9 protein-coding genes are annotated in these 12064 nt (G+C 55.0%); 5 read left to right on the forward strand and 4 right to left on the reverse strand.

What is annotated here, in order from left to right; genetic code table 11:
- Window positions 1-270: 270 nt before the first annotated feature.
- The 3 genes from RB_RS02790 (at window position 271) to RB_RS02800 (ending at window position 4683) form a co-directional block, all read left to right on the forward strand.
- Window positions 271-792: a hypothetical protein gene (locus tag RB_RS02790; protein WP_164921410.1), complete on the forward strand. Its 522-nt coding sequence runs from the start codon at window positions 271-273 to the stop codon at window positions 790-792.
- A gap of 454 nt (window positions 793-1246) precedes the next feature.
- Complete coding sequence (locus RB_RS02795) at window positions 1247-2785, forward strand: type II secretion system protein GspD (protein ID WP_231846150.1); 1539 nt, start codon at window positions 1247-1249, stop codon at window positions 2783-2785.
- 74 nt (window positions 2786-2859) lie between these two features.
- The gene (locus tag RB_RS02800; protein WP_011118356.1) at window positions 2860-4683 is read left to right on the forward strand and encodes a hypothetical protein; all 1824 of its coding nucleotides are present in this window, start codon (window positions 2860-2862) and stop codon (window positions 4681-4683) included.
- A gap of 43 nt (window positions 4684-4726) precedes the next feature.
- Here RB_RS02800 and RB_RS02805 read toward each other — a convergent pair whose 3' ends face one another.
- Window positions 4727-5668 carry a dihydrodipicolinate synthase family protein gene (locus RB_RS02805; protein WP_007329070.1) on the reverse strand — a complete coding sequence of 314 codons (942 nt, stop codon included), beginning with the start codon at window positions 5666-5668 and terminating at the stop codon, window positions 4727-4729.
- Window positions 5669-5887: 219 nt separating this feature from the next.
- Between RB_RS02805 and hisN the strand changes: the two genes are divergently transcribed.
- On the forward strand, window positions 5888-6715 hold the full coding sequence (gene hisN / locus RB_RS02810; RefSeq protein WP_164921412.1) for a histidinol-phosphatase: 828 nt from the start codon (window positions 5888-5890) through the stop codon (window positions 6713-6715).
- A 212-nt stretch (window positions 6716-6927) separates the two neighbouring features.
- On the opposite strand, the gene RB_RS02815 is transcribed toward hisN, so the two are convergent.
- Together RB_RS02815 and RB_RS27700 are read right to left on the reverse strand one after the other, a co-directional pair.
- Complete coding sequence (locus RB_RS02815; protein ID WP_011118360.1) at window positions 6928-8190, reverse strand: DUF1559 domain-containing protein; 1263 nt, start codon at window positions 8188-8190, stop codon at window positions 6928-6930.
- Between the two features lie 63 nt (window positions 8191-8253).
- Window positions 8254-8424, reverse strand: coding sequence for a hypothetical protein (locus tag RB_RS27700; protein WP_165447203.1), 171 nt, complete (start codon window positions 8422-8424; stop codon window positions 8254-8256).
- 340 nt (window positions 8425-8764) lie between these two features.
- Between RB_RS27700 and RB_RS02820 the strand changes: the two genes are divergently transcribed.
- The gene (locus tag RB_RS02820) at window positions 8765-9817 is read left to right on the forward strand and encodes a nucleoside hydrolase (RefSeq protein ID WP_011118362.1); all 1053 of its coding nucleotides are present in this window, start codon (window positions 8765-8767) and stop codon (window positions 9815-9817) included.
- Window positions 9818-9859: 42 nt separating this feature from the next.
- On the opposite strand, the gene RB_RS02825 is transcribed toward RB_RS02820, so the two are convergent.
- Window positions 9860-11950 (reverse strand): hypothetical protein, encoded by a 2091-nt coding sequence (locus tag RB_RS02825; protein ID WP_011118363.1) that lies wholly within the window; start codon window positions 11948-11950, stop codon window positions 9860-9862.
- Window positions 11951-12064 lie beyond the last annotated feature (114 nt).

Raw genomic sequence — 12064 nt, forward strand, 5'->3', positions numbered from 1 at the left:
CGTCTGAACATTGAGCAGGTTCTAGCCCGAACTTTTCAAACGATTTTTATCCGCCAGAGAATGAAAATTGATTTGTCCGCGCGACCGAACGCAAAATCGCAGCTTACGTTTCGGTGTCAAAACGAATGGCGGACTCTGGAACGAACCCACCCGGCCAACATGAGAAACTCGTTTCGAATGACGGTGGGTTGCACAAGGAAGTCTGGATTCGCGATTCGAATTGACATGCTCCTAGATTGCCCACTTTGCTCCAAGAATGATTTTAAAACGATGAAAAAAATTGCCCTTGCTCTTACTGCTCTTCTGTCCGCTGGTTCCGTCTCGACTTTGTTCGCCGACACAACGGACTCACAAAAATTCACCGCGAACGTTTCGGTCGCGATGAGCGTGACGGCTCCCGCCGATGCGGTCCTGACTCACGATGAAACTCACGCCAATCAAACCTTCACAGCCCAGCCGTGGAACGTGATTGGCAACAGCCAAAACGGTGTGAGCGTTTCCTTCGCGACTGATGGCCCGTTTGTTAACACAGCTGATCCCAACTTCAAACGAGATGCGAAATTGGTATTGTCCATCAACAGCCAAACGGGTCCGGGTTCGTTCTCGATCTCGCAGGCCACTGGCCAAACGGACTATGCCAACTCGGTCAACATCGCAACCGTTTCCGCTGTCAGTGATGGTGTCTCGAATGCAACCTTGGATTTGTCGGTCGAGTTCATCACCGGAACGTTTGGATCGTTCGCGGCGGGAACATACGAGACAACCGTGACGGGTACCATCACGGCTCTTTGATCCGTCGTCAGTAACGATGCCCCCTGGATGATTCGCTTCACGCGCAGTCATTCCATCCCCACGAGTTGAAAGCGGTGACTTGCCCACGTCACCGCGATCTGGATACCCGCATGATTTGCCCCTGGTTCAACGGTGCCCAAGTTGAACCGATTGCGGCAACTCTTTGATCAACAACTCGACCATGCGACGGCCCGTGAGAAATCACGGGCCGTCTGCATTGATACTCCGTAGTTTCCCGTCTCGGATTACTGAACGTTGGCAAGCGTCACGCCTATCGCCGATCGATTTGACGACGCTTTTTACGGTGGTAAATCGCAACCGCTTCAGGAATCGGGGTGGGCACACTACTGTACAACCACTAACAGAAACGGTGAGTGAAACATCTCGTTTCGCTTTTGTGCCCACATGAGACGCATCGTTGCTGTTTTTGATTCGCCCCAAGCCGAACCCTCGGATGATTTGCATCCGTTTGAAAAGAATGCTGGGGTTGACCTGCTTTCTTTTCGCGGTAGCGGGGTGTGCCTACCGGCCAGATTACCATCGAACATCCATCGATGAATTGATTCAGCAATCGTTGGATCATTCCAACGCTGCCAACGGCGGCGACCCGGACATGATTGGAAACAGTCATGATCACACGATCGTCGTGGACGGCGTGATGGTTGATCACGGTGACACGGTGATCATAGAGGAAGAACATCAGATCGATGGATTCAGTCAAACGCCTCAGGAAGAGATCATTCCGCTGGAACTGATCCCGATCTCGCAGGTCCGCTCGTCTCACGTCGCTCGCGTCAGCTATGACGAGGACTACTTGATCAACGAGGAATTCATCGAGACGGATGTTCGCGAAGTGCTGACGTTGTTGGCCACCGACGCCAACTTGGATTTGGTGTTGGATGATAATGTCGCCGGAATCGTCAATGCGCAGATCAACGATTTGACGCTTGATGATGCGGTCGAAAAGGTTTTGCTGCCGTTGGGGTTGGCATCTTCACGCCGTGGCAAGCAATTGATTGTCGCCCCGCCCGATCCCGCATCGCCACTTTTCGCGATGGTGTCGATCAAGACGCAGTATCAACCTCTGCACATGGATCCGAACACGTTGTTGGAAACCGTGCCGGTGTCTTGGTTGCAATACGTGACGGTGATTGAACAAGCCAAAACGATGTTGGTTGAAGCACCACCGCGGATTGCCAATGACATCGTCGAACGTTTCCAAAACATCGATCAACCGATTCCGCAGGTGGTGTTGGAAGCAATCATTTGCGTGGTCTCGCCCGACTCGGGTTTTCAATTTGGTTTGGATTGGCAACACGCGGTCGAGATGGATGGCGTGAAGGAGCTCTCGCTCAGTGCGTCGGGTCTGGCATTGAACGGAGAGCTTTCTCAAGCAGGTTTGGATGCGATCTTTTCTGATTTCGGAAACACCTCCGCTTTCGTTCGATTGCTTTCTGAGAAAGGTTACTTGACCATCCGCGCGACCCCACACGTGATGGCAAAGGATGGCGAGCAAGCCAACATCGCGATCAATCGCGAAACGTTCTTCAGTGTGCAACCACCGGGATCGACCGGTAACAACTCGGTGTTCTTTCAACAGAACATTCAGAAAGTCGACGCCGGGATCATGTTGGACATCACACCGCACATTCGTGGTGACGAAGTGACGATCGATATCGAGAAAGCGGAAGTCAGTGAGGATGTTCGAAATGCAACCCCGGCTCTGTCAATCAATCAGTACCCAATCATCAACCGTCGAAGTGTCTCGACGACCGTCAGTGTCAAAGACGGCAAAACCATTGTCATTGGTGGATTGGTTCAGCGAGAGACGGTCGATCGAGTCAATCGCATTCCAGGACTGAGTCGACTGCCTGGAGTGGGCTACCTTTTTCAAACGACCCAGCGGCAAACACGCGACGCGGAAGTGGTGATTTTTATCTCACCGCGAATCGTTCGATCAACCGGCACCGCGTTCATCACCTCAGGTGGATGATTTCGCGTGTTGATTGCGACGCCGCGTGAAATCTTGACTCAGCGTGGACGCACTTCTCTCGGACAACCTCTTCGATGAAAATACTCGCACCTATCGTTTCAACGATGCGTTTCAATCCAATGCCCCTCCAGCGTCACGTGGAACGAGACAACGCTTCGGCGGCACGTGTTCGGTCACGCGGCAAACGGACATCAATGCTTGCATGTTTGGCATCGATAGTGATGTCGAGTTTGGTTCAGGGTCAAACGCCCGGTGTTCGGACCGGTGCCATCGACACACGTGATGGTCGTCGTGTGAGCATCGAACAACGAGTCGAGCAAGCGTTTCGAATTGAGCCAGTCGTGCAAAGGTTCAAGGGACGCCGCGGCGAGGTGATTCCTTTTTCGTTCACGGTCACATCGACCGGCAAGACGATGCAGATCGATGTGTCGCCGATTCAATTGCGGCAGGAAGAGTCAGGCATCATTTTGCATGATGAACACAGCCCACCCATGGAAGGCGTGAAGTTCACCACGCCGACTCGGTTCACCCTGAACGCTGGCGAAACGGTGGAGCTGAAAGGAAAGGTGACGATCCCGCTGGCGAAGACCAATTATTTGTCGTTTGGGTTGTTGGTTCGCGATGAAGGAATGGTCGACGAACCGACGGACGCCGATGCTGTCGGTGGTCAAACGCGAGCCGCCATTCGCTACGTCACGCAGTACGTTCTCCGAGTGGACGTCGAAACGGGTTTGACGAACCTGAGCAGTATTGAGCAGATGGAAATCGAAGACGCACAAGTGGTCTCGCACGAAGGCATGCCGTACATCCGAGCGTACGTCAAAAACCCGAGTAACTTTGCGCTGGAATGTCGCGTTCGGGCGGAGTTGTCGCACAGAGATTCTGCCGACGCATCGAAATCTCGTTCTGCCGATCCGGTCGCTTTGTTCATGCCCTCGCGAGCCAACCTGGACGATGACGAGAAGTATTTGGTTCGCATGATGCCCAACGCTCGACTGCGTTTGGAAGCTCCGCTCGAAACGTCGCTCATCGACGGTCAATACGATTTGAATTTGATGGTCAGCAACGGCCGGCGAACGATGTTGGAGCGGACTTTTCCACAAACGTTGCTGGTGAATTCCTTTCGAGCTTTGGACACTCGCATCGCCAACTTAGGCCCCGGTGTGACATTGGAACCAGCACAGATCGAACTGGGGCGTGTCGAAGGGACACAACGAATGGTGACTTTGGAAGTGAAGAACAACAGCGACGATGACCAGTTGATTCATTTGGTTCCTCGCGATCATCTCGGCGACCCGATGAGCCGTCTGATGTTGTCGAGCACCAAGTTTGTATTGGACGCCGGTCGATCCAAAACCATCCGTGCTTTGTTGCGAGGTGTGTCCAAAGAATCGTCGCAGTGGGGAACGTTGGACATCATTCGCCGGAACCTCAAATCGCCAAACGACGTTGAGTCCGCAACCTCATTGCCTCTTGAATTGGTTCATCAACAACGGCCCCAATTGACCGTCGCGGCCGGACCATTGCAGTGGGCAAACCTAACCGCCGGAAACGCGTTCGTGATTGAAGTCGCCAACGAAGGCGAAAGCTACGCACCGATCCAAGGTGAATTGCTGTTGGGACGTGACGATGGTTCACGTCCTCACCGGTTGTTGGACGGCTTCGGCCGCTGGTTGGCTCCCGGCCAGAAACGCGAATTGCAATTTCATCTTCCTGCGGAGATCGACGCCGGGCGATATCAGATTCGTCTGACTGTTCGTTCGCGTGACAATTTGTCGGTGGAGGAACAGGTCGTGGTGTTAGATCTGACTGACGAAATGTTGCAGGGCTCGCAGCATGCCAGCAATGAAGCTGCCGCGTTTTCAAATGCGGACGCTGATCCAGCGTCACTTCGCTAGCATCAGCCGCGTGTGCGATTCTGGGTTTACCAATTTGGTTCAATCAAGCATCTTTGCCCGGCCAATTTGACCACCATGTGCGGAACAGCCGCCATTGGTCATGAAGAAATTCGCGTTGGCTGTCACTCAGTTGATCGTTCTTGTTGAAGTGATGTTCGTACTCGGCGTGGCCTTCCAGCACCATCAAGTACTTGTAGTGCAGGACCAAGTCCGGGCCGTCATCAAACTTGGAAAGAACTGCCAACGCACTTTCGAGTTCGGCTGCGAATCGGCGAGCTTCCACGTCGCCGTTTTGCGCTCGCTGGCAAAGATCGACCAACTTCAAGATTTCGGTTGGCAACGCGTTGCCGACGCCCGTGATCGCTCCGGCCGCACCGCAGCGAACAAAGCCATGGAAGACTTGCGTGTCGACGCCGACCATCAGGGTCAGGTTGGCATCTCCACTGGTGATGTGTTCCGCAGCGTACGACAATGATTCCGCACCGCCGAATTCTTTGAAGCCGACCAGATTCGTATGTTTTTCGCGAAGGGCGAAGAACAAATCAGCTTTGGTTTCAAATCCGTAGTAGGGGCTGTTGTAGATCACCGCGGGCAATGCTTCTCCGGCCGAAAGAACTCGCGTGAAGTGGTTGGCCTGCGCCTGTGGCGATGTCCCTCGCGAGAGCACTCGGGGGATGACCATCAACCCGGCTGCGCCGACGGTGGCCGCGTGGGCGGCGTGTTCAGCGGCCAACTTTGTATTTTGGGCTCCTGTGCCAACGACGACAGGAACGCCAGCCCGGACCAATTCCGTCACGCCTTGTTGGCGTTGTTGATCGCTCAGCAGTGGCCAATCGCCCATCGAACCGCAATAGACCACCGCTTGCATGCCTCGCTCGATCAGGTCCTGGCCGGTTTTGACCAGCACATCCCACATAGGCTCGCCATCGGCGGTGCATGGGGTCATCAGAGCGGGGATGCAACCACGGAAAATGTTCTCGGCCATGAAAAGAACGCCAGCACAATGAAAAAGAGTTCGAAGAGTCAGAGATTGGGGCCAAACATACACAGGTCCCCGCCGAATTGAAGCCACCCGGGTAGTACGTCGTTCGCTCGCTCATTTAGATTGTTGGCGAGAACTCGAATGTCTCGCTACTGCGGGCCACGGACGTCATTGCCGTTTCGAGATTCCGTTTCTTCACCTCACTCGCAACTTTGGTTTCTCATGTCGGATTGGACTCCCACCCAGTGGCAATCGGAACACGACGGACGGTTGACCGCGATGGTTGACATCGCATTGAAGGCTGGCCAGCACACGCTGACTCACTATGGAAAGCCATCCCTTTCCGTGGATCGCAAATCCGACAATTCACCGGTGACCATCGCTGACCGCGAAGCCGAGCAATTGGTTCGCAAACTGGTCGCGGAGCAATTTCCGGACGATGCGATCGCGGGGGAAGAGTTTGCCGACAGCGAAGGGGCGAGCCGATATCGCTGGGTCGTCGATCCAATCGATGGAACGAAATCGTTTATCTGTGGTGTGCCACTGTACAGCACGTTGCTGGCGTTGGAATGCGATGAGACCCCGATCGGCGGAGTCATTTACCTTCCCGCAACCGATCAAATCGTGGTGGCCGCATTGGGCGGTGGCTGCTTCCACAGCGATGATCTGAAGACGTGGAGTGAGGCTCGCGTTTCGGAACAAACTGATTTGTCGAAAGCCGTTTTTGTTACCAGCGAAGCGAAGTCGTTTGGCGATCGCGGGGAAGGACCTCGCGGTGACACGGATGTCTTCGAAGCACTGCAGCGAGACACCTGGCTGACACGAACTTGGGGTGATGGTTATGGCTATGCAATGGTCGCGACCGGTCGTGCTGACCTGATGGTTGACCCGATCTGCAATGCATGGGACGTCGCGGCGATGGCTCCGATCATGAGCGAAGCGGGCGGGCGTTTCACATCGTGGAAAGGAATCGACACGGTGCGTGGCGGAGATGGCGTCGGAACGAACGGCCACCTTCACGATGCCGTCTTGGCTCTCCTGAAGAAGTGAGCAACCGCAACCCACGAGTGAGGGATCACGATCAAGCGACCTCCGGCGAATTTCGCCGGATCGACTCAATGGATCATTTGTCCAACGAGTGCCTGTTCAGTGCTGTTGTTCGCTTTTGATACGTTCATCGATGAACGAAAAGAGCCACCACGGACTGAGTTCGTGGTGGCTCTTCGATTTCTAACTCGTGCGTCTCAATCGACGTGGGTTGATCAGAATTCCTGATCGATCACTTCTTTGGACGCACGTGTGCCCAGTGCACCCCAAATTCCATACGGGCTGGGGGATCCGGCGGGATTGATCGCCCATCCGTCCCAGCGAACCGGTGGAGCACCTGAATTGCCGGCATCGATTGACTCGGTGATGAACTTCACCGCACCATCGGCCATCAGAACATGCACGCCGCCTTGGTGATGGCTACTTGGTGGCAAGATGCCTTCGTTGTGGCGGTTGCCCTGCATGCAGATTTCTGAGTTCGGCGGCAGGATGGTGTTCATCGCGGAGAACAGTGGGCGTCCGTAGGCCCATTTGTATCCGCGTTCCATTTCGCCAGCCGGACCGGTGACCGCTGGCGATGCGACGAAAGGTGCACCACTGCGCCAAAACAATGGGCGTTCAGGATCGATCATGTCGCGGCATGCCAGCGCGTTGTCGGGACCGGTCGGGTCTCCGCTGTTGGCTTGGATACTCGTCGGGGCATCCGGTGGCAAAGCACGAATGTCGCGGTCGCCAAGGCTGGTAATGATCTCACCGGCGGCGATCGTGTTGGACAGTCCATCCAGGATCTCTCGGAAGCCGGTTGAACGGCTCGAAACAAAAGTTCCTCGGCAAGCGGCCCGTTCGGCTTGGGCCCAGTTGCCGTTGGGGATGTTGGCTCGGTCCTGTTCCGCACCACAGTGCATGTGGTGGGTCGAGTCACCAAGGCACGCAGCGTAGTTGGTTCGACCTTGAGCAGGCAGGCCTTCGCCGGGATCACTGGGGCATCGCAACGTTGGAACGTTGGTCAACCATGGTCGATAGCGATTGCCTGCTGCATTGTGGTCGCTCAAATTCATGCGAGCGTCGGGGCCCATCGCTTGAAAGTCGATGACGCCATCGCCGTCGGAGTCCATTGGATTGCTGATTTGTTCCCACAACGCTTGTTGCTCGAAGAACGGAGTCAGCCCCGGCAACCAGCTCAGTTCGTTTCGGTTGTGTCCGCCGCCGCCATCGGCACGGCGTGATGGGTTGGGGTTTCCAGAATTGGCCGTGTTGGTCGTTCCCGCGGAGTGCGCCGGAAGCATGTTGTAGGCGGAGTGGTAGTTGTGCAGTGCCAAACCAATTTGTTTGAAGTTGTTGCTGCAGCTCATTCGACGTGCCGCTTCACGGGCAGCTTGAACGGCAGGCAACAAGAGTCCAACAAGGACTCCGATGATTGCGATGACCACCAACAATTCGACCAGCGTGAATCCCTTTTGTTGGGTTCGATGTGGCATGGGTGTAGTTCCTATGTATGAATCAAAACGGAATCAGATCAGATGAGTCTTTCACGAACGTGACTAGTTCGCGGTGTCTCCATCGTCGACCGATGCATTGCTGTCAAAGTCGTGTGGGTTCTCTTCGACGTACTGGCTCAATTCATCATCCGACGGTGCGGAGGTCGCGGAACCATCGCAGCCGACCGAGCCAATCAGGCCGCCGAGCAGCAATAACCAAAGCAAATTCTTCATCGTGTGCGTCTCTTTCATGACGGGTAATAAGATGGAACGATTTTCGGGGCGGGCATGCCTGGCTCGTTGCTCAACTCGGACGCTTTCCACGAATCGCGAATCGAATGAGGAACATGAGCCTTCCCCTCTTGCGAGAGGGGGTTGCCGTCACCCGCAATGAAATCTATAGCCTTGGAGTGCGAATTGTGAACCCCTTTCCGGTGATTAAAGTGGCGGAAAACACCGCTCCCAACGTTCGTTTTGCGACATGCCCCGTTTGGAAGCGGTTTCAATGGCCCGTTAAAAATCTGGGGTTTCCGCAGTTTTTTTTCGCCAGTCCTTCGTTTCGAAAGCCGCTTTAATGTTCCAACGAATCGTCCTTCTCTTGCTCACGTTCGCCATGATCGACTGCCCAGATGTTTGTGCGGAATCCGACGACGCGTTGGAAGGCAAACCGACGCCGATCATCTTTGACACCGACATCACCGGAGACTGTGATGATGTGCTGGCGCTAGCGATGTTGCACGCTCTGCAAGATCGTGGTGAATGCGAACTCAAAGCGGTCACCATCTCGAAGGTCAATCCGCTTGCCGCACCTTTCGTGGATGCGGTCAACACGTTCTATGGTCGGGGCGACATCCCAATCGGTGCGACCAGGGACGCTCAGCATCGTCCGAGTCTTTACCTGAAATTGTGCAAGACTCGTGATGGAGATTCACTGCGATACCCGCATGACTTGCTCAGCAGCAAGGACGCTCCCGAAGCGGTGGAAGTTCTGCGTCGCACCTTGGCGGAGGCGGAAGATGCCAGCGTTGTGATCATCCAAGTCGGTCTGGCGGCAAACCTAGCAGATTTGTTGGATTCGAAAGCGGATGCGATCAGTCCCTTGGATGGTCCCGCACTGCTTCAACAGAAGTGCAAGTTGATTTCAGTGATGGCAGGCTGTTTTGGACCAACCCTTGGAAAACCAAGGCATGATGAAGCGAACGTCGTCAATGGGATCGACGCCATGCGGCGATTCGCCGATCAATCACCCGATGACATTCCCGTTGTGTGGAGTGATTACCGCATAGGCATCGCGGTGCCTTATCCACGCGAAAGCATCGCCCGCGATTTTTCTTATGTACCGCATCATCCCGTTCGCGAAGCGTATCTCTTGCACAGTGGTCCCAACCATGATCGACCAACGTGGGATTTGACCAGTGTGCTCTTCGCCGTTCGGCCTGACGACCACTACTTTGATCTTTCGAAACCTGGTCGCGTGGTCGTGGACAAAGAAGGCTTCACCGAATTTCACCCCGATGAAAATGGTCGCGACCGCTTGATGGAGATGAGTGCTGAACAAGCTATTCGGGTAATCGAAGTCCAGCGAGCCCTTTCCAGTCAGCCGCCGCGACAGGCAGTATCGCGGTGACTCGCCCAGTGAGTCGAAGAGCAAGAGATCAACGTGCAACCGCTAAAAATCGATAAGCTGAACTTTGCCCGGGATTCCTTGCTCGCCAATGTGCCCGATGACCTCGAGCTGAATCGGGCCGCGACCAATTTTGTCAGGCGTCAAAGAAACGCTTCCCGATGTGCCACTGGTTTCGGCTACGACGCGACCAAGGTGCTTCAATTCGATTCGCTCCGCGTCAGGGCAAGCCAGTTTGATCTGCAGTGTTTCATTGTCGGTCGATTCAACGTCGATGGTTGGTAGCGCATTGGGATTGCCCAAAACCAAGGTGTCGGTGATAGCGATGCGTGGCTGAGTGGTGTGGCGTCCGATCAGCACCGCTCGGCAGCGAAGAGCTCCTTCCAAAGTGCTCGGTAGCTTGACTTCAATCTTTTTGGCGGGACGCGAAACTGCGATTCGTTTGTCTTGCAGATACAGTTCAATCGCTGCGGTTGGGGATGTGTTCTTATTGCCTGGAAGAGCTTGCCAAAAGAAATTGATTGGGACGTTGTCGTCCATCGGTTCGCCAATTTCCATTCGAACAAAGTCAATCGGTGCTTTCGCGAAGGGCTGGCAGGCCGGATCGCCGACGATCAGCAATTGGTAGGGCGAAGTGGTTGTCAGATAGAACGCTTCGATCGCCGAGACGCCTTCCGCGTAGTAGGCGTGCATCATCGGCGTCGGGAACTTCGGAATCAATGAGTATGGTTCCGCGACAGCACCGCTGCTGATTGCTGCGCCGGCATGCAACAACTCGGTCAGTTTGGTTTGCGAGTTGGTTTCAAAAGCCGCGCCCAGACTGGTGAGGTTTTCGGCGATGGCTCCCGGATTCATCGACCACGATCGATTCTTGGCATCGAAGCTGGCCGCTCCCAACATCAATCCAATGTATCGCTTGTTCGACGTTGGCAATTTTGAAGAGAATATTTCAACGTCGCGATCGCGTGACATCAACCAGGCCAAGCCGTCAGCGTACAACGGTTCGCGAGTCGTGACCCGTACGTCGGATGTCTTGGCAAACGCGACCGTTCCATCAGGGTTGGTTCGGTCAGCCTTGCGAGCCCGCTTCAAGACATCGATGGCTTGTTGAAGAGTGCTGCCACGTTCGTGCACGACGCCCAAGACACACGACAACATGTATGGCATGCCGCCTTTGTTACTGGGAATCAGATGCCCGGTGCTTGTCCAGCCCACGCTCGCCGAGAACGGCACCGGTCCTTGGTTCTTCATCGGAACGTCTTGCAATTGTTCCACGACGGCGGCGAAGCCCTCCGTTGAGTCCAGCTTTTGCAGGGACGCTGATTCTTCGACGTAACGACGATTGGCCCAGCCCGACGCGGTTGCCAGTGTAAAACGTTCGAGTGCGGCGTCCATGTCGCCGGCATTGGCAAACGCTTCGGCGGCGCGAATATTCAGCGGGTGCAACGTCGGGAATTCGTCGGCGATGGTCGACCATAGCTCGGCAGCCTTCGTCCAATCGTCCGCGGTAGTTGCTTCGCCGGTGGCGGTTTTCGCTGCCTTGAATGTTTCGCCTGTCTCACCCGCAAAAGGATTCGCGAAGTGACGCTCGAATTGGCCGCGAGCGTAGAAGTTGCTGCCCCAACCTAGGTAGTCCGGTGAATCGGCGAGCACCCAGCGATAGAAAAACGTCATCGAGTTGATCGAGGCGACCGGACGCTGGTACTTCTTTTGGTTTTCGTCGGTCAGCCGCTTGGTGTGTTCGCGAATGTCGACGGCGGTGGGGAATCCGGCTGAATACGCAATCACCTGCGTGTGCGCGGCGAGCTCTCGACGATTAAGCTCATTCAGAATCGGCCTCAGAATCTTTTCGCGAAAATCGTTCAGCGAGACTCGCAGTCCATCGGGGACGTCCTGCAACATAACGATGTTGCCCGGTGGGATTTCACGCAGCTGGACATAGTGGTTCGCCAGGGTCAGCGAATCTTGCGAATTCGCGTTGACGACAACAATGATGTTTTCGCCGCTGATGCCGGCTTCGGTTGAGCCGCTAAACAGCCCGCTGATTAATATCAGCAATAGCAGGCAACCGAATTGCCGCGGCGATGGAAAGCATCGGAAGAGTTGGGCGGCCGAGCGGAGTGTTTGCGAAAGCATCGATTGAGAATCGTTTTTGGAACGGGATGGTGTCTGCGGGACCACCCCATTGTAGAACGATTGCGTCAGTCATTTTGCAGCCACAGGGTTTCGCAAACGCGGGAATTCTAAGAA

Source organism: Rhodopirellula baltica SH 1, from assembly GCF_000196115.1.
Classification (GTDB): domain Bacteria; phylum Planctomycetota; class Planctomycetia; order Pirellulales; family Pirellulaceae; genus Rhodopirellula; species Rhodopirellula baltica.

Excerpts from the sequence above, each read along its gene's own strand:
- hisN (WP_164921412.1), top strand. The coding sequence starts at position 5,888 with ATGTCGGATTGGACTCCCACCCAGTGGCAATCGGAACACGACGGACGG.
- RB_RS02795 (WP_231846150.1), top strand. The coding sequence starts at position 1,247 with ATGATTTGCATCCGTTTGAAAAGAATGCTGGGGTTGACCTGCTTTCTT.
- RB_RS02805 (WP_007329070.1), bottom strand. The coding sequence starts at position 5,668 with ATGGCCGAGAACATTTTCCGTGGTTGCATCCCCGCTCTGATGACCCCA.
- RB_RS27700 (WP_165447203.1), bottom strand. The coding sequence starts at position 8,424 with ATGAAGAATTTGCTTTGGTTATTGCTGCTCGGCGGCCTGATTGGCTCG.
- RB_RS02800 (WP_011118356.1), top strand. The coding sequence starts at position 2,860 with ATGAAAATACTCGCACCTATCGTTTCAACGATGCGTTTCAATCCAATG.
- RB_RS02815 (WP_011118360.1), bottom strand. The coding sequence starts at position 8,190 with ATGCCACATCGAACCCAACAAAAGGGATTCACGCTGGTCGAATTGTTG.
- RB_RS02820 (WP_011118362.1), top strand. The coding sequence starts at position 8,765 with ATGTTCCAACGAATCGTCCTTCTCTTGCTCACGTTCGCCATGATCGAC.
- RB_RS02790 (WP_164921410.1), top strand. The coding sequence starts at position 271 with ATGAAAAAAATTGCCCTTGCTCTTACTGCTCTTCTGTCCGCTGGTTCC.
- RB_RS02825 (WP_011118363.1), bottom strand. The coding sequence starts at position 11,950 with ATGCTTTCGCAAACACTCCGCTCGGCCGCCCAACTCTTCCGATGCTTT.